General features: G+C 42.1%; 21 protein-coding genes and 1 pseudogene. 14 read left to right on the top strand and 8 right to left on the bottom strand.

The genetic code is table 11. The features are described from left to right. The first annotated feature begins 106 nt into the window (after positions 1 to 106). The 4 genes from JMW85_RS12600 (at position 107) to JMW85_RS12585 (ending at position 2,346) form a co-directional block, all read left to right on the top strand. Positions 107 to 466 carry a hypothetical protein gene (locus JMW85_RS12600; RefSeq protein ID WP_109591771.1) on the top strand — a complete coding sequence of 120 codons (360 nt, stop codon included), beginning with the start codon at positions 107 to 109 and terminating at the stop codon, positions 464 to 466. Between the two features lie 188 nt (positions 467 to 654). Further along, positions 655 to 1,383: a BLUF domain-containing protein gene (locus tag JMW85_RS12595; protein ID WP_201582001.1), complete on the top strand. Its 729-nt coding sequence runs from the start codon at positions 655 to 657 to the stop codon at positions 1,381 to 1,383. 4 nt (positions 1,384 to 1,387) lie between these two features. After that, a complete protein-coding gene (locus tag JMW85_RS12590; RefSeq protein WP_060491787.1) occupies positions 1,388 to 1,921 on the top strand; it encodes a GTP-binding protein in 534 nt (177 codons plus the stop codon). Between the two features lie 8 nt (positions 1,922 to 1,929). Beyond that, on the top strand, positions 1,930 to 2,346 hold the full coding sequence (locus tag JMW85_RS12585) for a roadblock/LC7 domain-containing protein (RefSeq protein WP_140412966.1): 417 nt from the start codon (positions 1,930 to 1,932) through the stop codon (positions 2,344 to 2,346). Positions 2,347 to 2,431: 85 nt separating this feature from the next. On the opposite strand, the gene JMW85_RS12580 is transcribed toward JMW85_RS12585, so the two are convergent. The 4 genes from JMW85_RS12580 to nadR form a co-directional block, all read right to left on the bottom strand. Next, positions 2,432 to 2,731 (bottom strand): LysR substrate-binding domain-containing protein, encoded by a 300-nt coding sequence (locus tag JMW85_RS12580; RefSeq protein ID WP_227681872.1) that lies wholly within the window; start codon positions 2,729 to 2,731, stop codon positions 2,432 to 2,434. A 536-nt stretch (positions 2,732 to 3,267) separates the two neighbouring features. Further along, the gene (locus JMW85_RS12575) at positions 3,268 to 3,720 is read right to left on the bottom strand and encodes an Mpo1 family 2-hydroxy fatty acid dioxygenase (RefSeq protein WP_198329499.1); all 453 of its coding nucleotides are present in this window, start codon (positions 3,718 to 3,720) and stop codon (positions 3,268 to 3,270) included. Positions 3,721 to 3,915: 195 nt separating this feature from the next. Beyond that, positions 3,916 to 4,647: a nicotinamide riboside transporter PnuC gene (pnuC, locus tag JMW85_RS12570; protein WP_201582000.1), complete on the bottom strand. Its 732-nt coding sequence runs from the start codon at positions 4,645 to 4,647 to the stop codon at positions 3,916 to 3,918. A 113-nt stretch (positions 4,648 to 4,760) separates the two neighbouring features. Continuing rightward, the gene (gene nadR, locus JMW85_RS12565; protein WP_201581999.1) at positions 4,761 to 5,801 is read right to left on the bottom strand and encodes a multifunctional transcriptional regulator/nicotinamide-nucleotide adenylyltransferase/ribosylnicotinamide kinase NadR; all 1,041 of its coding nucleotides are present in this window, start codon (positions 5,799 to 5,801) and stop codon (positions 4,761 to 4,763) included. 553 nt (positions 5,802 to 6,354) lie between these two features. Here nadR and JMW85_RS12560 point away from each other — a divergent pair. Beyond that, a complete protein-coding gene (locus tag JMW85_RS12560) occupies positions 6,355 to 6,567 on the top strand; it encodes a PspC domain-containing protein (RefSeq protein WP_045454060.1) in 213 nt (70 codons plus the stop codon). Between the two features lie 451 nt (positions 6,568 to 7,018). Then, on the top strand, positions 7,019 to 8,008 hold the full coding sequence (gene glyQ, locus JMW85_RS12555) for a glycine--tRNA ligase subunit alpha (protein WP_374220465.1): 990 nt from the start codon (positions 7,019 to 7,021) through the stop codon (positions 8,006 to 8,008). 8 nt (positions 8,009 to 8,016) lie between these two features. On the opposite strand, the gene JMW85_RS12550 is transcribed toward glyQ, so the two are convergent. Further along, on the bottom strand, positions 8,017 to 8,475 hold the full coding sequence (locus JMW85_RS12550; protein WP_109591761.1) for a DUF6998 domain-containing protein: 459 nt from the start codon (positions 8,473 to 8,475) through the stop codon (positions 8,017 to 8,019). Positions 8,476 to 8,598: 123 nt separating this feature from the next. Between JMW85_RS12550 and glyS the strand changes: the two are divergent. Then, a pseudogene (gene glyS, locus JMW85_RS12545) lies at positions 8,599 to 10,690 on the top strand (glycine--tRNA ligase subunit beta). Positions 10,691 to 10,941: 251 nt separating this feature from the next. Next, a complete protein-coding gene (locus JMW85_RS12540; RefSeq protein WP_045454062.1) occupies positions 10,942 to 11,238 on the top strand; it encodes a hypothetical protein in 297 nt (98 codons plus the stop codon). 82 nt (positions 11,239 to 11,320) lie between these two features. Here JMW85_RS12540 and JMW85_RS12535 read toward each other — a convergent pair whose 3' ends face one another. Then, positions 11,321 to 11,752, bottom strand: coding sequence for a cell division protein ZapA (locus JMW85_RS12535; RefSeq protein WP_201581998.1), 432 nt, complete (start codon positions 11,750 to 11,752; stop codon positions 11,321 to 11,323). Between the two features lie 115 nt (positions 11,753 to 11,867). Continuing rightward, the gene (locus JMW85_RS12530) at positions 11,868 to 12,308 is read right to left on the bottom strand and encodes a hypothetical protein (protein ID WP_045454070.1); all 441 of its coding nucleotides are present in this window, start codon (positions 12,306 to 12,308) and stop codon (positions 11,868 to 11,870) included. 232 nt (positions 12,309 to 12,540) lie between these two features. On the opposite strand from JMW85_RS12530, the gene JMW85_RS12525 reads away from it, so the two are divergent. The 5 genes from JMW85_RS12525 (at position 12,541) to JMW85_RS12505 (ending at position 16,620) form a co-directional block, all read left to right on the top strand. After that, on the top strand, positions 12,541 to 13,194 hold the full coding sequence (locus JMW85_RS12525) for a UPF0149 family protein (RefSeq protein ID WP_055124733.1): 654 nt from the start codon (positions 12,541 to 12,543) through the stop codon (positions 13,192 to 13,194). A 78-nt stretch (positions 13,195 to 13,272) separates the two neighbouring features. Continuing rightward, positions 13,273 to 13,755: a nucleoside deaminase gene (locus tag JMW85_RS12520; protein WP_201581997.1), complete on the top strand. Its 483-nt coding sequence runs from the start codon at positions 13,273 to 13,275 to the stop codon at positions 13,753 to 13,755. A gap of 135 nt (positions 13,756 to 13,890) precedes the next feature. Beyond that, a complete protein-coding gene (argE, locus tag JMW85_RS12515) occupies positions 13,891 to 15,111 on the top strand; it encodes an acetylornithine deacetylase (protein ID WP_201581996.1) in 1,221 nt (406 codons plus the stop codon). A gap of 145 nt (positions 15,112 to 15,256) precedes the next feature. Next, positions 15,257 to 15,991: a LysE family translocator gene (locus tag JMW85_RS12510; RefSeq protein WP_201581995.1), complete on the top strand. Its 735-nt coding sequence runs from the start codon at positions 15,257 to 15,259 to the stop codon at positions 15,989 to 15,991. Between the two features lie 131 nt (positions 15,992 to 16,122). Next, positions 16,123 to 16,620, top strand: a complete 498-nt coding sequence (locus JMW85_RS12505) for a GNAT family N-acetyltransferase (RefSeq protein WP_201581994.1) — start codon at positions 16,123 to 16,125, stop codon at positions 16,618 to 16,620. Between the two features lie 184 nt (positions 16,621 to 16,804). Here JMW85_RS12505 and miaB read toward each other — a convergent pair whose 3' ends face one another. Next, entirely contained in the window at positions 16,805 to 18,295 is a 1,491-nt protein-coding gene (gene miaB, locus JMW85_RS12500) for a tRNA (N6-isopentenyl adenosine(37)-C2)-methylthiotransferase MiaB (protein ID WP_201581993.1), read from the bottom strand. 387 nt (positions 18,296 to 18,682) lie between these two features. Between miaB and JMW85_RS12495 the strand changes: the two genes are divergently transcribed. Continuing rightward, entirely contained in the window at positions 18,683 to 20,821 is a 2,139-nt protein-coding gene (locus JMW85_RS12495) for a lytic transglycosylase domain-containing protein (protein ID WP_201581992.1), read from the top strand. Positions 20,822 to 21,083 lie beyond the last annotated feature (262 nt).

Genomic DNA, 21,083 nt, shown 5'->3' with positions numbered 1-21,083 from the left:
AAAGAGTAAATAATAAGCTAAATTTAGCTTCATACCTTGAAACTACGAAGGCATTTCTGTGATGGAATGACTTCATTTAAATACAATCAGATAAACAGGAAAAAGTATGTCAAATATCGATGAGTCGTTACAAGAATTAATGAATCTTGATGGTGCAATGGGTGGCTGTATCGTCGACTATATGTCAGGCATGGTACTTGGTATGGCTGGCGGCGGCGTTGACTTAGAACTTGCAGCAGCAGGTAACTCGCAAGTGGTAAAGGCGAAAGTAGCAACGATGAAATCATTAGATATCAAAGGTGAAATCGAAGATATGTTAATCACCTTGGAGTCTCAATTGCACATCATTCGTCCTACAGCCAAGCATGAAGACTTGTTTATTTATTTGGTGCTTGATAAATCAAAAGCCAATCTTGCATTAGCCCGCCGTAAGGTACAAGCCGTAGAAAATAAACTAGAAATATAATTCGGTTGGTCGTGTTCAAAAAATGAGTGATTTATCAAACTATCCTTGTTGCTTATCGCGCCTTAAATAAGACAAGACTGGCAACAAGGTCAAATTCGCTATGTACGTACTGTACATAGCGAATTATTATTTTATAGGCAGTAGGAATAACTTAACGAGCGTGAGCCGTTTTATCAAGTGGTGGCAAAATGAAGTGTATTGCATATGTCAGTAGAGTGCCAATCAGTGATCGTACTATTCGAATGCCTACTGGGTTATCAGACATCGTTAGCGTCTCTCGTAAGCATAATCCAAAATCGCAAATTACGGGTATCATCTCTTACCGTGACGGTCAGTACCTGCAAGTGCTAGAAGGCCCTTATCTTGAAGTAGACAAGTTAATGAGTAAGATAGCTTCTGATCCTAGACATGAAGATCTTTGGGTGTTTTTGGATGTGCGCGTGATCAAACGCAGCTTTCATAATTGGGCTGTGAGCGTGTTTGATTTTGTGGATCAAGGCAACTTTTTTAATGCATTCATTGAGAACAATAGCGCTGTGTTAAACAGCTTTGATGAGTCTCAACAAAGACGTATTCAACCGTTTATTGATATAAAAAAATCTGATACGGTGCCTGAAAAGTATTATGAAGGTAAGGATTTAAGATTGCTGGCATGGCCTGATCTCAACAATGAAAGCCAGCCGCAAATGATTATGAACCTGTGTATCAAATTGACTAAAAAGCCTTATTCGTTTAATGCACTAGCGCATAGTGGTGATTTTGGCAGCCATCATCAAGTCACACAGATTATCAGAGAGTTTGATCGTTTAGGTTTATTGAGTGTCACAGAGGCAGCACCGATACATGAGCAAACCGTAAATGAGAAAAAGCCTAACAAATTCTATGGTGCGATCAAAAAATTCTTAGGAATGAGGTAAAAAATTGAATTATCAGAAGCTAGCAATTATTGGGGAAGTAGGTGCTGGAAAAACTCGGTTGGTCAAAACCCTAAGCGAGATAAGCCCCATCGAAACAGAAGCAAAATCTAGTATCGATATCGGTAAAGAGTACACGACGGTCGGCATCGATTATGGGCGCATCACTCTGTCTGACGATATGGCGCTAGGTATTTACGGCGTGCCAGGTCAAGAGCGTTTTTCTTTTTTATGGGAGTTCGTCAATCAGTCGCTATGGGGATTGCTCATTTTGATTAGATATGGCGAGACACCCGATTATGCCAATTTAGATAAGCTGTTACACTTTTTTGCACCAGAAAAAAATCAGACCACGTGTATCATTGGTATCACTCATTGCGAGGATGCTGACAAAGATAGCCTTTCAGCACTGGGACAAGAAATAAGAGTGATGTTGATGCAGCATAATGTGGTGGCACCTGTGCTCCATACAGATCCTAGGAACAGAGAGTCCGCTGTGTCTCTGTTGTCATTATTTAATACCCTTAATAATCAAGACTAATGCCAGATATGACTATGTTAAAAGAAAAATTAGACGAAAAATCACCAGCAAAAATAGCGTTATTAAGCCATATGAAAGCATTGTGTGACGCCAATAGAGAAGTCATATTGGTTAGCTTATGCACCACAGATGGCTTTCCCATTAGTTGCTTTTCGATCAGTGAATTGAGCAATCAAACGGACAAGTTTGCGGCGATGAGTAGCACACTATCAGCTCTGAGCGATTCATCCGCGAGTCAAATGAAGCAGGGCAAGTGCGACATCACTATCGTCGAAGCCACTGCTGGAAATATGCTATTTGTCAAAACTGACTATATCGGTAAGCCGTGTGTATTGACCGTGGTAGCGCAGAATAAGATGGCACTAGCAGAAGCAAGATATAAGACCAAAAAATTGATTGGTGTCATTTCTGCTATCACTGAGTAAGGCGCATAAGTAACTAAGATTGCTGGATTCGGCAGGCTATAAGCGATAATTCGACTGTGATAGACATGTGATGTTATTCGCGTGATCAAATATCGACACTGTATTCAGGTATCGACACTGTATTCAGGTATCGACCTTGTATAAAGGTAATGCCCTGACCTTTGACGACCATAGCTACCAAAAAATCACCATTAGTGGCGTTAATTTTGGCATAAATAGTGTGCTTATGCTTTCTGCCTTCTTCATCGGTCAGCTCTAGGTTGCTTGTTGTGCCCAGACCATATTGTAAAAACTCATGATTCTCCAAATCTGCTAGCGTCTCAAGTAATCCCATTCTGCTCAGATAATCGGGACTGGTACAGAGCGAATAACGAGTCAGCGCCAACCGTTTTGTTTGGTCGCTGGAATCTTGCAGCTCTTAATACTCGACCAACTCATACCCTTCTTCGATCAAGTCAATGTGTCGATCAGAAAAATCCAACTCAGCGTTTAGGACGGGACAGCAGTGCTGTATCTATCGGTGATGGCGCGTAATGAAGAGTTTCTACAGTACATTGCGTAGAGGCTTGTCGCGTATTAACTATCGGGCGAATAGATTGAATTTATGCTGTTGGCTCTATTCTAAAATGAATGGTTCTATTTTGAAGTAAACGGTTCTGTTGTGGCTATTTGACGCTATATTTACAGTGTTATTGTTCTGAAAGTTAGAGGAGTTAATTACAGTCAATAAATTTTTTTGATAGCTTATTTTTCATAACCTGTTCTTTGATAGCTTAATATACAAAGCACCACTTAACGGATTGTTGAGCGGTGCTTTTTTGAGTCAAAATATCAGTTTTAGATAGTGGTTTTTTAGGTGCTAATTCTAACGGTACTGAGCTTAAAGATACTAAGCTTAAATATACTATCAAGGGTACATAGTTAGGCTTGGCTTTTTTTACGACCCATCAAGCTATTAGCTACCCATGCTGGACCAATTAATAAAAATTGTAAGTCTTCAAAAAATGAGGGTTTTTTGCCTTCAATTTTATGACCAATGAACTGTCCAATCCAAGCAACCACAAAAACAGCTGCCCAAACCTTAAAGCCCCATGGTAATAATGCCATTACTGACAAACAAATAAGAATAAACATTCCCATCGCCAAGAATAACGGCGTGGATAGACGCATATAAAATAACAATACCAACGCGCTAAGTACCAAGGTAAACCAGACTGATAGCGACATGCCCATGCCTAACAGGCTGACAAATATCGTGGGAACGCATAGCCAATGGATCTTCTTATTGACTAGGTTTTGATGACTGACAGAATATTCACTAAGCCATTGCTCAAGTGTGCGTTTAGACAGGCGTTTTTGCTGAGTACGAGACATACTAACCTCCATGTTAGTAGATAAATTGAAAAATCTCTCCTATCAGTTGTAGCACTAATTGAGCCAGTCCACCACATTATCTGATAGACGCCACAGTCAAAACCTATAACGTTATTAACATGTTTACCAATATCTGCGAGCTCTTTGGTTTTATTCTTTTAAGATATCACCACTTATGACCATACAAGATAAGCGTTAACCTTGTTCACTGCGCTGCCATTCATACAAACCGATAAAGGCGTTTATTTGATATATCATGGTTTGAATGGCAAAAATATAATTGCCTGACATTAGATTGACGATGAGCCAGACAAAGTTAACGATAATCCATAACCACCAGTTAAATGAATAGCGCAAAATCATCGCGGCTTGTGCAGTAATGGAGAGGACAAAAGCAATGACGTTGATCCAAAAGAAGGAAATAAATCCTAGAAATTTACTATTATCATCTTCAACCACTGCATAGCCATAGCTGGCGAGTAAATCATTTACTGTGGGGAAAAGTGCGAGACCAAGAATAATAAAGGCGGCGGTAATTAACCAAACCGCTTTGCTCGCCGCCTTTGGTATCATGTCGCCATCAGGATCGGTATGTTTTGACCAATAAAAAATACCGTAGACATGGGTGAAAAAGTTAAAGAGCGGCGCGAGCATCAAACCGACTGCACCAGACGTCGCCTGCACGACGACTTCTCCCGCAGTCGCTGCCATTCCCAACCCGTTGCCCATGACGTTTTTGCGAAATGATAGCGAAACCACACAGACCAAACCAACGAAAGACACGCCCAAATAAAACATATCAAGTGTGGTGTGTTCTGTCGTGAGCCAAAAACCTGTGGATAATGCTATTACCCCGCAAATGAACCAAGTGACAATCCATTGCATCGCCCACTTTCCAGTAATATTATCTAATAGCTGAATACGCATAAAGCCTTTTTCCTTAAAGTATTAAAACTACAATGAGTTCTTATTTTATTTTTTAGTATCATATTATTTTTGTATTATCGCTATTCTTGCCATCGCTATTTTTACCCTGTCGTCTATTTGCCATAAACATACTGATCGATAAGCAGCAGCGCTTGCTGATAGCGCGCATCGTAATCTGGCTGATCCACCATGTGCGGTTTGATATCATGACGAGCAAAAATATCGACGAGACGTCGCTCAAAGCGTCCACGCGCCTCAGGCGTGCCCAATGAGCGCATGCCATCATCAATCCACGGCGTATTGTTATCCAGCATAATGGTATGATCTAAGCGAAACTCATCGATACAAGCCGCCACAAAAGGATGGCTGCAACCTTCATATTCTTCACAGAATGCTTGAGTAGTCACAAAATCGGTATCAACGATGGTGACAGGAGCGGTCGCATTAGCCGCCGCATCTCTTATAGCTTGAGCATGCTGAAGGGCAATCGGACCATAGTCATTGTATTGTAGACCGACTTCACTACCGCCCAAATCAGTGCCGACATATAAGCGTCCCATCTCTAAAGCAAAGCTGGCGCCATAATAATTGGCCAGTTTATGCACCAATGTGGTCTTACCTGAGCTTTCACCGCCAACAATCGCCACCGTTTTGGTATAGTCGCCGCGCGCTTGCGGGTGAATAGCTGACCAATGTGCGACTGGATTACGAGCGATGGCATAAGAATCAAACTCAGGCTGTAGCGGGGTCGTGATGACTGGCATCGATAATCGCTCATAGACATCACTCTGCGCCAATGGATGGTTTTCTGCGACAAACAAGACTGTATCTGCTGGTAAGTCGAGCGCTATCGTCAAACGTTGTAGTTTGGCATTGCTGGCGGGAATGTCGATTGTCACATCGAAGAAGCTATCATGTAGCGGCAGCCCAATCTCATGAGTGGTATGAATCTGGATAAATGGCAAATCAGCACACGCCATCTGTAGCCAACGTGCTTTATCTTGCAAAGTAATCTCAAAGTCTGGATGCGGTGCTGGATGCGCCATAATGATAATATGCAAGGTTTTCACTTGTCCTGCCGCAGCCAATATACTGCGCATTTGACCTAAATGTAGTGGCTCAAAATGTCCAATCATCAATCCTGACTCGTACATAGCTTTCCTTAATTTTTATTTATTCTTAATTGCACTAATTTTATCGATAGACTGCTGGAATATCTGTTATTTACCAGCATGTTATAAAGGTTTAAGGCGATTTACAGGTAGGTTATTGTAAAGGGGTGTTTTTTTATATGACTTTTTCTGATAAAAGCATTACCAAGTTATTAATTTAACTGTGATTGTTTGAGTATCTCACCATTTTTCAAGCTCCATCTACACAATATCTATGTGCTGAAAATGGCTGAAAATTGGATTTGTAACAACATGTGTAATATGGCAGCAATAAAGCTAATCGTGAAACATTTTGAAATAACTATTTAAAATCAGCAGTTTATGAGACTTTATGACAGATTAGGGCAAGCTTGGTTAGCATAAACTCACAAAGTACGTCTATACGTTCAACAGATAAATATTAAATAGTTGCTATACTTATTCATAAGTTGAGAAGGCTAAGCAGCTTCCTGACTACAATCGGAAAAAAGCATAAAAATAGAAGAAAAAAAGCAGAATTTTAAATAACAATAGAAATGATAGAGAGGTATTTGATTTGGCTAAACTAGCAAAACTACATCGCTCACAGAACAATCGCATGATAGCAGGTGTGATGGGCGGCATTGCCGAATACGTTGGTTGGTCACCGACTTGGGTGAGAGTATTATTCGTGATTATCTCATCCTTGAGTGCAGCAGTACCTGGCATCTTAATTTATATAATTTTGTGGATAATCATGCCAAAAGCGACTAGTGCGTCTTACCAATAAGATTGTTTTATATTTGCTCTTATCTTTTTAATACCTTAATAGCAGTACCGTTTTAATAGTATCGTTTTGATAGCATTACTATCGAGATTAGTTCAGATAGACTTTTACCAAAAAAAGAGAATAGCAGTTCGACTAAAAAACAAAAAGCCTGACTCATCAGGATACTAAAGACATACCTTTCCTCCTGCCCAGATGCTCGCGCATTTGGGTATTTTTTTATCTGCTACTTTTGTGCCTCCTATATTGCAGCAGTTTGATTATAAATGAGCCTTATAACGACTTATTTAGGTCTGCAGCATAAATTTAATTGATGTAAATATAGATAAAATAGTCAATTTTTAGTAAGGTGAGCAGGCAAATAGAGTCGTTGCCGAATAGGCTATACGAGTGCTATCAAAACTTTATTTATAAATATCCATTCCACAGTGGCTTTACTATGAAAACCCAAACTATGACATCCCAAGCGACAACTCCGATGATAGAAAATACAGCCCCTCAACCGATGACGTTTCAGGATTTAATTCTAACCCTACAGAATTATTGGGCCGATAAGGGCTGCGTTATTTTGCAGCCTTATGATATGGAAGTCGGCGCGGGTACGTTTCACACCGCGACATTTTTACGCTCGTTAGGTCCTGAGCGTTGGAATGCTGCCTATGTGCAGCCATCACGTCGTCCGACCGATGGTCGCTACGGTGATAACCCAAACCGTTTGCAACATTATTATCAGTTCCAAGTGGTTCTAAAGCCTAATCCACCCAATATACAAGAGCTATATTTGGATTCATTAAGAGCCATCGGTATCGATCCACTGGTGCACGATGTGCGTTTTGTTGAAGATAACTGGGAGTCGCCAACACTGGGTGCGTGGGGACTAGGCTGGGAGATTTGGCTCAACGGTATGGAAGTGACGCAGTTTACGTACTTCCAGCAAGTAGGCGGTCTTGAGTGCTTCCCGGTGACTGGTGAAATCACTTATGGACTTGAGCGCTTAGCAATGTACGTGCAGGGTGTTGACAGCGTTTACGATTTGGTTTGGGCAGATGGTGAGTTTGGTCGCGTCACTTATGGCGATGTCTTCCATCAAAACGAAGTTGAGCAGTCGACTTATAACTTTGAGCACGCTGATGTGCCAATGATGGGCGAGATGTTTGACTTTTATGAGCAGCAAGCAGATAAATTGGTGGCCGAAGGTTTGCCATTACCTGCCTATGAGATGGTACTAAAAGCCTCACATGCTTTTAATTTACTTGATGCTCGTGGTGCGATTTCAGTGACCGAACGTCAGCGTTTTATCCTACGTGTGCGTACGCTTGCCCGTAAGGTTGCCATTGGTTACGTTGAAGCACGCGCAAAATTGGGTTTTCCATTGGCAGATGAGGCGCATCGTCAAGCGGCGCTCGATAAGTATTTGCCAAAAGAACAAGGTGAAGATAAGTAGTTTTCGTTCTAAATATTAATTTTAGGTACTCGATCATGTTCAGATACCATTGCATTGAGTGCTTTAAGTTTAGTAATAGAGATTTGGAACTGACCGTTACTAGGTCGTTTTTTATTTTTAAATTGCTCCCATACAAGCGAACCTGAGCCATTATATATTTCTTCAAATGTACCATTTGGCATTATTTTAATAATAATTGCATGTTCAGGTTCACTTCGAAAGGCAACAGATTTAGATTGAGTGGCTTTTATCTCAACTTTCAAACCGTCTTTCGTTATAGCGTCGTAGCCTTTGTTACTTGCAGCTAATAGTTCTAGCTCGTAAGCATCTGCTACCAAGCATTCACCTAAGCTACCTACTAAATGACCGTCTGGAGTAAAGTGTCGACCGGGAAACATGTTTTCCAATTCGTTGACGGTGTTGTAAAGCTGTTTGACTAGAGTTTGCAGCTTTTCATGATCTATCATAAATGGTTCCGAAACATAAAAAATAGTGTTCCACAATAATATGATCAATTTTTGATTACCATGATTTTGTTATAATCTACTCAATTTTTAAATATAAAAAATTCTTAATAAACCGAGATTCCCATGAGTACTATTCTATTTGAACTGGGGTGTGAAGAGCTACCTCCAAAAAGCCTAAAACCTACGTGATGCGCTACAAGCGAGTGTCACCGAACAATTAAATGAAGCAGAAATCAGCTTCGATAGTATCAAAGCCTTTGCTGCCCCGCGTCGTTTGGCACTTCAGATTCAGGGTATTAGCGATAAGCAGCCGGATCGCAGTGAGCAAAAACGCGGCCCTGCGATTAAAGCCGCGTTTGATGCGGAAGGTAATCCAACACGCGCGGCAATGGGTTTTGCGAAAGGCTTAGGTATTGAAGCCAGTGAGCTGATAACGATTAACACCGATAAAGGTGATTATGTCGGTTATGAGCAAGTCATTCATGGTCAAGCAACTACTGAACTGTTAGCTGCCATTTTTCAGACTGCACTAGACAATTTACCGATTGCTAAGCGTATGCGTTCAGGTGCCAGCCGCAATGAATTTGTGCGTCCAGTACAATGGGCAGTATTGATGCAAGATAGTACTATCATTGATGCGACTATCCAAGGCCATCAGACGGGAACGCAAACACGTGGCCATCGCTTCCATAGTCCTAATTATCATGAGATCGCGCACGCCAATGACTACGAAGAATTACTAGGCGGTTTAAAAGTTGTGGCTGATTTTGATAAGCGTCAAATGCTGATCAAAAACCAAGTCAAAGCACTAGCAGATGAGGTCAATGCTGATGCTATCGTGCCGCAAGATTTGTTGGATGAAGTCACCGCATTGGTTGATTTCCCGATTGCACTGCGAGCAAGCTTTGAGCCACGTTTTTTGCAGGTACCGCAAGAAGCGCTTATCTCTACCATGCAAGCGGATCAGAAGTATTTTTGCTTAACCGATAAAGCAGGTAAGTTGCAGCCTTACTTTATTTTTATTACCAACATTGAGTCAAAAGATCCCAATCAAATTATCGAAGGTAATGAGAAAGTCGTACGTCCACGTTTGGCCGATGCCGAGTTTTTCTTCTTACAAGATCAAAAACAGCCATTATTTGCGTTGACAGAAAGCTTGAAAACTCGCGTCTTCCAAGACAAGCTGGGTACGATTTGGGAAAAATCTGAGCGTATTGCCAAGCTTGCCGCCTTTATTGCCGCCTTGATGCAACAGCAAGGTCAGCAGATTGATATCGATGAAACGGTGCGTGCGGGTATTTTGTCAAAAGCCGATTTGGCAAGCTCATTGGTCGGTGAATATCCTGAATTACAAGGTATTGCAGGCACTTATTATGCGCGTTTGAATAATGAGCCTGAAGCAGTCGCGGCAAGTTTAGAAGAGCAATATTTGCCCAAGTTTAGTGGTGACGTATTACCACAGACGCCAATTGGCATTTGCTTAGCATTAGCTGACCGTTTAGATACGCTTGTTGGTATTTTTGCCATTGACCAAGCGCCGACAGGGTCAAAAGATCCGTTCAGCCTACGTCGTTCAGCCATCGGTATCTTGCGTATTTTGATCGAAAAGCAATTGCCAATTAATCTGGTTGCGCTCGTTGAACAAGCAATCAAAGGCTATAGTGACGCTGAAGGCAGCAAGATTGAAAAAATGGGTGATACGTTTACTCAGGTCATGGCATTCTTAAACTCGCGCTATCGCGCTATGTATACCGAGCAGGGCGTGAGCGTCGATACCATTCAGGCAGTGCAAGCGATTAACCCGCATATGCCGCTTGATTTTGATCAGCGTATTCGCGCGGTACAAGCCTTTAGCGAATTGTCACAAGCTTCAATGCTTGCTGATTCAAACAAGCGTGTCGCCAATATATTAGCCAAGTCAGAAGTGAGTGTTGCTGATAATGTCGATGAATCGTTATTATCTGAGCCTGCGGAGCAAAGCTTATATGCAAGTGTACTGCAAGCGCAGACGGCTGTTAAACCGCTGCTAAAGCAAGCGGATTACACACAAGTATTGCAAACGCTTGCCAGCTTAGATGAGCCGTTGACGCAATTCTTTGATAATGTGATGGTCAACAGTGAAGATGCCGCCCTTAAAAACAACCGCTTAGCGCTGCTTAAGCAAGTACGCGCATTGTTTCTAACTGTCGCTGATATCAGTGAGTTGCAGCTATAGTTTCAATAATATAAATCGCTCACTTGATTTTCTGTTTAATATAAAAACTGGCCCGCTATGGCCAGTTTTTTACACCGTATCATGGCATTTTTTGATAAATTATCATGATAAATGGATGGACAATTAACTCACTAAAGCATAGCACTATCGTCAGTATTGCTGGTTAAGTTATACTGTTCAGACGTATTGAATAATCCGCCAAGCGGCTTCTATCATTCATAGCGCTTACTCATATTCAAAGGAGCACTGCCGTGTTTGCTGTTATCATTATCATCATCGTTATTTGGATAGTAATGTGGGGTTTTTATAAATTTATGTACCCGCGTGCGCCCAAAAGCATGATGCCAAAAAAAGGGGATGTGATTACACCGCGTCAGTGCAATTTTTGTGGCAACAGCTTAGCTGAATACCGCGGCGTCCTTGAAACCAAGCCCAACTTGGCTGCAAATAGTGAGAGTGCTATCGGCGAAAACCAAGCATTGTTTTTTTGCAATTATGAGCATCAAGCAGATTTTCATGCAGGTAAGGTTTATAACCCTAACGTATAAACAATTAGATTATGGCTTGGGCATAAAAAAGCGCTTGGCTCATCAGAGCGAAGCGCTTATTGTTTCGTCGCGTAATATGCGCTTATAAAACAGACTGTGCGTCTTTCATAATTTTATTTAATAGCGCTTCAGATTGTTTGTCTTGCTGTAGTCGATCTTCATCGCTTCTTTGATTGGTGTGTATTTTTTCATACAAATTTAAGCAGCACAGTACCAAGATGCTTTCTTGACTGAGGCTTGGCGCATCTCGTTTGAGATCTAGCGCATGGTTATTAATATACGAGACAGCTGAGAGCAGCTCTTCTTGTTCGTGTACTGGGCAATAAATAGGGTAAGTGACACCCGCAATTGCAATATCAACCTTTTTAATTTGTGGTTCAGGGATAGTGGTTTTCACAGTAGCACTCGACGTATTTGAACCAGTTGCAGCGACTGGTTGTGGTTTAGAAGAAATATTCTGCTGTTGGCCATTTTTCGGCCATTTTTCTACAGAGTTTTTGTGGTCATCGGTCATGATAAATCCTACAATGTTTGGTCAGTAAAATGAGTAATATAAGATATTACCGTTTTGATTTTGTCAGTTCATTAGCAAGCAGTGATGATCGGTCATCGTTTATTGCCATCCCTGATCAGCCTTCTACTTGATCGATGTGAGTTAAGCGTTTTAATACAACTTGTGTACGCTCCGCTGCCAATTGATTCTTTTTCTGCAGCTCACTGTTTTGCTGTTTAATATCGCTATATTGCTGCTTTAATTCATTGTTTTGTTGCTGTAACTGGCTGTTTTGTTGTTGCAATTGGCTGACCTGTTTTTGCAGTTTGTCTTGCTCTTCGCCTATCATATGATGCGCTTCAGCCAAGCTTTGGTAGCGCTTGTCGAGATCGTGCAATTGTTTTTTGGCACTGTCGCGTTCGCTATGGCTAGTGTTGAGCTTGGTCGTTAATGCTGCAAGCTCTTTAGGGTCGCTAACAGGATGCTGTTTGAGGCTGCTAAGTTCAGCACTGACAAGCTGATACTGTTTTTTTATGTCGAGTATCATTTTTTCTAATATTCTAAGTTGATCATACATAGTCAGTTTTTATCCTTAACAAGTAAGCGTGAATGAATTTTGTTCTCTGCGTTTAATAATGCCATAGGTGACCGCATAATATCTATATCAACAAAGTAATTACCTATATTAGGCGTTGTTTGTTTATTTTTATTAGCTATGGTTTGATTGATAATATCAAGCGATGTCTCACACCTATCTTATTCGTCTATTTTTATTTTTTAAGCAATAATCAATCACTAGGATCTTTATTATGAATGACAATATATCTGGCTGGAATACATGGCTGACTGCTTTTGATGACTGGACTGACGTATCTATCAGCGAGGTGCATGGCTTGATGACAGGGCTTATGACTGCCTGTAATGCGCCTGATGAGCAAGTATGGGCTAAGGTATTTGAGGAGCTCAGTTTTGCGCCTTTACCTGATGAGGCATTGACACTGTTAACAGAAGAAGCGGAAGACACTGTTTTTCAGCTTAAAGACAAAGACGATGCTTATTCTTACACGCCATTAGTACCAGATGATGAACATGATTTGTACGAGCGTGTGATGGCATTGAAACAGTGGGCAAATGGTTTTATGACGGGTTTTGGGATTACCGACTGTGGTCTCAGTGGTGACGAAAATGAGATGCTGTCTGATTTGGCTAAAATCGGTGGTATTCGCTTAGAAGATGATGAAAACTTTGAAGGTGGCGAAGAGTCTTATCTGCATATTTATGAGTTTGCGCGCATGGTGCCAGTGAGCTTTGCTACTCGCACGCGTAAACCTGTCAAAGATATTGCCCTAATTGCTGGACTGGCTATCGATGCAAAAACCACCAAAGAGCTGCAGGCAGAAGGCAAGTTACCAAAGCCAATGCCGCCAGTCGTTGATGCGATGAATCAAAACCGTCCTTCATAATAAAGACGCTATCGTAAATGCTTTGATATGAGTTGATATTCAACACGTCCTAGTATGAAGTGATAAAAGGAGATGGAGATGATAACTGACAATGATATGATTCATTTACGCCGCTCTATTGAGCTTGCTACTGAAGCTGTAGAGGCGGGCGATGAGCCATTTGGTAGCGTATTGGTCGACGGCGATGGTCATGTGCTGCATGAAGATCGTAACCGAGCTAATTCTGTCGATGCTACTTATCATCCTGAGATTGCCGTTGCCAAATGGGCAGCAGCAAATATGACAGCGGAGGCGCGTGCTAACGCTGTGGTTTATACCTCAGGCGAGCATTGCGCCATGTGTTCGGCCGCGCATGCGTGGGCAGGGCTTGGTCGTATCGTTTATGTCAGCTCATCAAAACAGTTGGATGAGTGGATGGAGGAGATGGGCGTGACATCAACATCACCGATCAATTCATTAAGTATTCAAGAAGTGGCTCCGAACATACCAGTACAAGGTCCGATTGCTGGATTAGATGCAGAAGTAAAGGCGCTGCAACAGCGCGCATTTCAAAGACGCTAACGCTTTCTATTTTTACCATTCCAGAAATTACAGTAGCGAAAAATGAGTGCGAGTACTACATCTAGTAGGCTTGGAAAATTTAACACCGTTAACCGTATTTCTAAAATCGGTATTATATCGTGATAAGGATATTTCATGACTTCGAACAATAATAATCAGCTCAAAAATACGTCTTACCCTGCGCATAGTATCGATTGGCTAACGCGCTTGATTGGCTTTGATACGGTCAGTCGCCATTCAAATTTAGCATTGATTGAAGATGTGCAAGCGTACTGTGAACAATTGGGTTTGATAGTAGATTTGACTTTTAATGAAGCCAAAAACAAGGCCAATCTATTCGTTACTGTGCCAGCAGGGGCAAACGCTGACGAAGTCAATCATGGTCTGGTGCTGTCTGGTCATACTGACGTAGTGCCAATTGATGGTCAAGACTGGACGTCAGATCCATTCACTGCGACGATACGTGGCAATAAGCTATACGGACGCGGTGCGTGTGATATGAAAGGCTTTATCGCTTGTGCATTGACGTTATTACCACGCGCTGTGCAATTATCAAATAGCGGTCAGTTACGTCGTCCACTGCATTTAGCATTGTCATTCGATGAAGAAGTGGGCTGTTTGGGTGCGCCATTGATACTGGCAGATTTGAAAGCACGTGGTATCAAACCTGATTATTGTATCGTCGGTGAGCCAACCAATATGACGATGGTTGTGGCACATAAAGGCATTGCCGTTTATCGTTGCCGCGTCCATGGTAAGTCTGCGCATTCGTCATTGACCGCCCAAGGTGTCAATGCTATCAGCTATGCCAGTCGTTTGATTGGTTATGTTGATGAGTTGGCAGAAGAGATTAGTCATCGCAGTGATAATGATGCGCTGTTCGATGTGCCTTATTCGACATTGTCTGTAGGCACTATAAAAGGTGGCACGGCGACCAATATTGTCCCCAATCTATGTGAGTTTACTTTTGACTATCGTAACCTGCCGCATATGACACAAGAGGATATCCTCGCGCCGATTCAGGCGAAGGTTGCAGAGCTTAGCGCACAAATGCAAGCAAGCGCTGCCGATACTGGCATTGAGCTGCTGCAAGAAGAAAGCGTACCGGCAATGACTGATAACGACAGTGCTGAGCTACAAGCGTTGATAGCTGCTTTGACGGGCGATGAAAAACGTCATAAAGTGGCTTATGCAACTGAAGGCGGGCAATTTACCAATGCTGGCATCCCAACGATTATCTGCGGTCCCGGTGGTATTGAGCAGGCGCATAAAGCTGATGAATACGTTAAGCTGAGTGAAATTGAGCGCTGTGATGGTTTTTTACAGAAGTTATTAGACAGCTGTGCGATCAATTGATGGATTAAATCAGCAAGTGTTCCTTTCTGTTATCAGCAAGTGACGAGTTAGCAGAAAAGACACCGTCTTTATGGCGGTGTTTATTTTTTAGCAGTTTGGCAGTATTACGATAAATTTTTATAAATAATAAAGTAGGGGTTGGTCGATGTCTTGGCATCTGTTTGCAGTATTCTTTGCAAGTACGTTTTTTATTTCAGCCACCCCAGGTCCCAATATGCTGCTCGCGTTTCAGTATGGCATGAACTATGGCGTAAAGCGCACATTGTGGACGCTGGCAGGACTGAGCCTCGGGTTATTTATATTACTGCTTTCGACACTACTTGGACTCGATGTGATCAGTCGCCAGTCGCCTTGGTTGTTGACAGTCATTAAAGCAGTGGGTGCGGCTTATTTAATCTATCTGGGTATTAGCTCTTGGCGCGATGCAGGCGATGGCAGCTTGATGAGTGATGCTCGTGAAATGAGCGAAGAAGTCGCGGCTGAATATTCTATTTCTGGCAGTGAAGATACAGCTGGTACACCGCAGCCGCGTTCGCTCTCAAGCGCAGCGGTGAGAATCTCGCCAAGCAATGTGACCTTGTTTCGTACAGGTGTATGGGTATCGCTATCTAACCCCAAAGCCATCTTATTTTTTGCCGCTTTCTTTCCTAAATTTATCAATTTTAGTGCGCCGTTATGGCCACAATATGTTTTATTAACGATAGGGTTGTTCTTAAGTGAAACAATTTGGCAAATCGTTTATACCTTGGGTGGTACAAAGCTGGCAAGTTGGCTCGATGTTGGCAATCGTTTAGCGTGGCTCAATCGTAGTTGCGGGGTTATATTTATCATTATTGCAGCCGCTTTATTGGCTGAAGTAATAAATAGCTTTATGGTTTAAAAAACGAATCTAGTGGGTTACGTTTTATCGGCGCTTTCTACGTGAGTTTGACAAAAGTAATTCACCCTGCACACTGAGACAGGTAGCTTAGTTTGATCTATTAGGTATTTTATGATTGGGCAGATGATCGTATGTTAAATATTGAGATAAAAATTTTAAGTGTTAATGAGCTTAACGATTTCAGAACTATTAGACTTTCAGCTCTAGAAAAATCTCCAAGAATGTTTGGATCCACATATGTAGCAGAAGTAGCAAAACCTCCAATTTTTTTTGAAAATTGCTTATCAAGTTCAACTGTATTTGGCGCCTATCATAAAAATAAAATCATAGGTTTAGCCACCTTCACACAAGAGACTGGAATAAAGTTTTCTCATAAAGCGTATCTATCCAGTGTATTCATTGAACTTGAATTCCGAGAAAAAGGCATAGCAAGTCAATTGCTTAGGGAAGTTATGGAGTATAGTAAAAAATATGTGGAACAAATTTTACTTACTGTAGCTGATAATAATAAGCCTGCTATTAATTTCTATAAAAATTTTGGTTTTCAAGCTTATGGGTTAGAACCAATGGCATTGAAAGATAATGAGGAATATATTAACGAGCTCTTAATGAAGTGTTTTGTGTTATAGCACTTTTACTGTGTTCAAAAGTCAATATCTCAATATGTCTTTACAGCAATCATTTAGAAAGTTAAGTATCGTTTGCACTCTCTTTGAGAGCTTGATAAAACTAACCCACTTTATGAATCAAAAAGCCGCTCACTATTTATAGTGAACGGCTTTTTTATTTTTACTGAAATCTAAAACTTAACGGTTACGCCAATACTTCGATTAGCTCACCTTTTACCATGTGAGGACTGACGAAATCAGTAATACGTACGCTCACGAGTTTACCTAACATCTCATCCATTCTCTCAACATCATGAGGGAACATAACCGTACGGGTGTTATCTGCCGTACCGATTAAGCAATCAGGATGACGGTTGGCAACTTGCTCCACCAAAACGCGAGTGGTGGTTCCAACCATCTCATGCGTTTTCGCTAGTGTTGAATCAATGATAACTTTTTGGAATTCTGCCAAGCGCTCTTTTTTAGTTTTGAAGCTCACATCATCTGGTAATTCAGCCGCTGGCGTGCCCGGACGCTTAGAGTAGATAAAGCTATAAGAGTGATCGAAGTTCAATTCTTTGGCTAGATTTAAAGTATCTTGGAAATCTTGATCGGTCTCGCCAGGGAAGCCAATGATAAAGTCGCTCGATAAGTGAATATCAGGACGAATGGCTTTGAGCTTATTAATCTGATTGATATAGACATCAATCGTGTGATTGCGTTTCATCGCTGCCAAGATAGCATTTGAGCCACTCTGTACTGGCAAGTGCAAGTGTGATACCAGCTCTGGCAATTGTGCATAGGCATCAATGATGTCATCTGTGAATTCTAGCGGATGGCTGGTCGTGTAGCGAATACGTTCAACGCCATCAACATGCGAGACATAATGCAACAGCTCAGCGAAACGGCAAATGCTGCCATCGTCTTTTTCACCGCGATAGCCGTTGACGTTTTGACCCAATAGGTTGATTTCACGAATACCTTGAGCGGCAAGACTGTCAATTTCAGCCAATACGTCATCAAGTGGGCGTGACAATTCTTCACCGCGGGTATAAGGCACCACGCAAAATGAGCAATACTTCGAGCAGCCTTCCATAATAGAAACAAAAGCTTTAAATCCCTCTACTTTTGGCTCTGGTAAAAAGTCAAACTTCTCAATACTTGGGAAGGATACGTCAACTGTGCCGATGCGATTTTTTGGTGCGATTTCACGCTGCTCATGTGATTGATCATATAGCTCTGGCAAACGATGCAAAGTCTGCGGGCCAAATACCATATCAACATAAGGCGCGCGCTTTTGAATGTTATCGCCTTCTTGTGAGGCAACACAGCCGCCAACACCGATCACAAGATCAGGACGCTTTTCTTTTAATTTACGCCAGCGACCCAATTCTGAAAACACCTTTTCTTGCGCTTTTTCGCGGATAGAGCAAGTATTCATCAGCAATACATCGGCTTCGTCAATATCATGAGTCACTTCCATACCGTGGGAATCGCCGAGCACGTCCAGCATTTTGCCAGAATCATAGACGTTCATCTGACAGCCCTGCGTGGTGACAAAGACTTTCTTAGTCGCTGTTTTGACAGGTGCTTGGGCTGAACTTGATTCTTTGAGTGCAGTGACAGCAGGCGCAGTATCGGTTGTTTCAGCGACAGCAGTGTCATCGATGCGGGGATTAAATACAGTAACACTCATAAGGATAAGTCCATGATTGACTAAAAATATAGCGTGATAGGTGATTAACAGGTGGCGTATTTTATCACAACCCTATGACAATGTGAAAAATTAGCAGAGTCAATTGTTGGTCGTTATGATCAATTATTTATAACAGTATCAATTGTTTACTGCTGCTAGTAACGCGTTTGGCAAAAATTATGGCTTGCTATCACTTCTATGTTACACCGTGCTATCGTATTTATTAACAAAAGGTAAAGGTGATGGTTGAAAGTGCAACGAGTATAGTATGATGAATGCGACCATATTAGCGCGATTGATTAAATCGCGATTTACGCCGTTTTGGCATTGTTATGCTAAATATATTATTTAGCCAAATCATTTGGACACATTACAAAGAGAGTCAGTATGACAAAGCCGCAGGTTGCTCATAGCATCAAGGATAGAGAATCTATTAAGCAAAATGAAGATGCAAAACGAATGAAAGCAAGGACGCTACGAGTCAGTGCGTTAAGTTTGGCGACAGCAATGAGTGCGCTAGGATTGTCACAGGTGGCTTGTGCTGAGCTGACCTGGGGCGAAGAGGACAGTTATCAGCAAGAAGGCAGCTATCAACAAAACAGTGGCTATCAGTCAGACAATGGTGTGAGCTCATTTACAGCAGCGGCAATTGCGGCAGAACGCGGTGATGTCAGTGCCTTATACAATTATGAGCAAGCCATGAGCGGCGGTTTGTTTGCCATGTATCCCACTTATTGGCGTATGAATTTAGATCTTAATTCGCAAAGTTCGGCGGCAGTATCACAGTTTGTGCGTCAATATCCAAATACGGTAATGGCAGAAAAGCTGGTGGCCGATTTTGCTGAGACCAAAGCAGGCTCCAATGATTACGCCTCAGTACGCCAAGTTGCGAATTTGATTACCAATGCGGATGCCAGTGAGCGCTGTGCGGTGGCGCTTGGGTTCAATAATGGCGGTGATACTATGCGGGCTATGGCAGCCAAGTCTGAAGTTTGGTTGACGACCAAAAAGCAGCCAGCCTTGTGTGACCAGCTCGCGATGGAGATGAATAATAACGCGCTGATTAGCAATCAGGATCGCGCGGCGCGGCTCAAGCGTATGTTACGTAAAGGCAAAACGGGTGACATTATGGCATTGTCATCACGTTTAGGAACGCCCATTGCTTATTCAGCATTGAGTGAGATTCAACTGAATCCGTCTGCTTTTTTTAGCCGTTTTAGTCGAGAACCTGCCAGTCAAAACAATCAATACTTATATCTATATGCCATGGGACGCGTTGCTGACAAGTCTTACCGTGAAGCTGCATTACAGTTGGATTTTGATGTTAAGCAAGACAATCAGCGTTCAGTTAAATTGTTGAATGCGGAGACTCGTCGCTATGCGTATCGCATCCTTGGGGTGCAACGTATGAATCATAATACGGATGATGGTTTTAATGCTGAGGCGGTTGACTGGTTCCGCAATAGCCTAGACGAAGATTTTAATTTTGAAGAAGCTGAAGATTATGCCATGGCAGCGATTCGCTTTAGCCGCTGGGACGATGTGGTCGAAGCCATCTCAAAAATGGAGGCTGAAACCCAAAAAAGTGACCAGTGGCAATATTGGCTGGCTCGCGCTTACGAGCAATCAAGCGATGCTAACAAGCGTAATACTGCTAAAAAAATGTATCAAAACTTGGCAAAAAATAATGACTATTATGGCTTAATGGCAAAGGATAAAGTGGGTCAGCGTTTTGATGCCAGTCGTTTGGGTGGTAATAACTTACCAAATGTCAGTACCGCTGATCGCGCACGTGTCATGCAAGATGCCAACTTTGCGCGTGCTTTTGCTCTATATAATGCTGACGCCAGCCGTGCCTATGCCAATCGTGAATGGAACTGGGCGGTAAAGCAGGCGCGCGACAAGCGTGATGATAACTTGATTATTGCCGCTGCTCGTCAAGCCTATGATATGGGCTGGCTCGACCGAGCAATTTATGCCGTTGATAATACTGATAGAGTAGACAGCTTAGCGTTATCACATCCGATGCCGCATCAAGATGCAGTCGTACGTTATAGTCAGTCTGCTGGTATCGATCCTGCTTGGGCTTATGGCATCATGCGTCAAGAAAGTCGTTTTGTTGCATCAGCACGCTCAAATGTTGGTGCTAGTGGTTTGATGCAGGTGATGCCTGACACGGCAAAATACATTGCTCGTAACTTAGGTGAGACCTATAGTGCCAGCCGTGCCAATAGTGGCGATACCAATATTCGTTATGGCACGTGGTATATGGGTGAAATTTTCGGTAAGCTAAACCGTCAACCTGTGTTGGTAACGGCTGGCTATAATGCGGGTCCGAACAATGCCAAGCGTTGGCAACCAGTATATGGTTCGCTCGCAGCCGACCAGTACGTCGAGTCGATTGCCTTTCCTGAAACCCGTAATTACGTTAAACACGTGATGGAAAATGCCACCATTTATAGCAGTCTATTAGGTCGTAGTCAGCCTATTAGCCAGCGTATGGGCACGATACCTGCCGCGCTCTAAAATGCTAATGTATAAACCAAAAAAACCATTCGTGAGCAATCATTAATGGTTTTTTTATGTCACTTTTGATCGTGCAATCAAAACTAGTTTTGTCTTGACGCGATGCCTAATTCGACGCCCAACCTCGCTAATGATGACATGCTAACGTTGCGATATTTTTGTACTATTGATGCTATCATTAGCTTATGTTTACGTTTCTGCTATAGATTAAAAAAAACGTTTTGCTACCATTGCATCAATTAGTGTCTTTTATACGTGCTTA

The sequence above is a fragment of the Psychrobacter glacincola genome (assembly GCF_904846075.1).
GTDB classification, from domain to species: domain Bacteria; phylum Pseudomonadota; class Gammaproteobacteria; order Pseudomonadales; family Moraxellaceae; genus Psychrobacter; species Psychrobacter glacincola_C.
The sequence above is the reverse complement of the archived record's forward strand: the minus strand, read 5'-3'. Positions and strand labels throughout refer to the sequence as shown.

Excerpts from the sequence above, each read along its gene's own strand:
- JMW85_RS12505 (WP_201581994.1), top strand. The coding sequence starts at position 16,123 with ATGTTAAATATTGAGATAAAAATTTTAAGTGTTAATGAGCTTAACGAT.
- JMW85_RS12575 (WP_198329499.1), bottom strand. The coding sequence starts at position 3,720 with ATGTCTCGTACTCAGCAAAAACGCCTGTCTAAACGCACACTTGAGCAA.
- JMW85_RS12525 (WP_055124733.1), top strand. The coding sequence starts at position 12,541 with ATGAATGACAATATATCTGGCTGGAATACATGGCTGACTGCTTTTGAT.
- JMW85_RS12510 (WP_201581995.1), top strand. The coding sequence starts at position 15,257 with ATGTCTTGGCATCTGTTTGCAGTATTCTTTGCAAGTACGTTTTTTATT.
- miaB (WP_201581993.1), bottom strand. The coding sequence starts at position 18,295 with ATGAGTGTTACTGTATTTAATCCCCGCATCGATGACACTGCTGTCGCT.
- JMW85_RS12520 (WP_201581997.1), top strand. The coding sequence starts at position 13,273 with ATGATAACTGACAATGATATGATTCATTTACGCCGCTCTATTGAGCTT.
- JMW85_RS12495 (WP_201581992.1), top strand. The coding sequence starts at position 18,683 with ATGACAAAGCCGCAGGTTGCTCATAGCATCAAGGATAGAGAATCTATT.
- argE (WP_201581996.1), top strand. The coding sequence starts at position 13,891 with ATGACTTCGAACAATAATAATCAGCTCAAAAATACGTCTTACCCTGCG.
- pnuC (WP_201582000.1), bottom strand. The coding sequence starts at position 4,647 with ATGCGTATTCAGCTATTAGATAATATTACTGGAAAGTGGGCGATGCAA.
- JMW85_RS12595 (WP_201582001.1), top strand. The coding sequence starts at position 655 with ATGAAGTGTATTGCATATGTCAGTAGAGTGCCAATCAGTGATCGTACT.
- JMW85_RS12530 (WP_045454070.1), bottom strand. The coding sequence starts at position 12,308 with ATGTATGATCAACTTAGAATATTAGAAAAAATGATACTCGACATAAAA.
- JMW85_RS12600 (WP_109591771.1), top strand. The coding sequence starts at position 107 with ATGTCAAATATCGATGAGTCGTTACAAGAATTAATGAATCTTGATGGT.
- JMW85_RS12550 (WP_109591761.1), bottom strand. The coding sequence starts at position 8,475 with ATGATAGATCATGAAAAGCTGCAAACTCTAGTCAAACAGCTTTACAAC.
- JMW85_RS12535 (WP_201581998.1), bottom strand. The coding sequence starts at position 11,752 with ATGACCGATGACCACAAAAACTCTGTAGAAAAATGGCCGAAAAATGGC.
- glyQ (WP_374220465.1), top strand. The coding sequence starts at position 7,019 with ATGACATCCCAAGCGACAACTCCGATGATAGAAAATACAGCCCCTCAA.
- nadR (WP_201581999.1), bottom strand. The coding sequence starts at position 5,801 with ATGTACGAGTCAGGATTGATGATTGGACATTTTGAGCCACTACATTTA.
- JMW85_RS12585 (WP_140412966.1), top strand. The coding sequence starts at position 1,930 with ATGACTATGTTAAAAGAAAAATTAGACGAAAAATCACCAGCAAAAATA.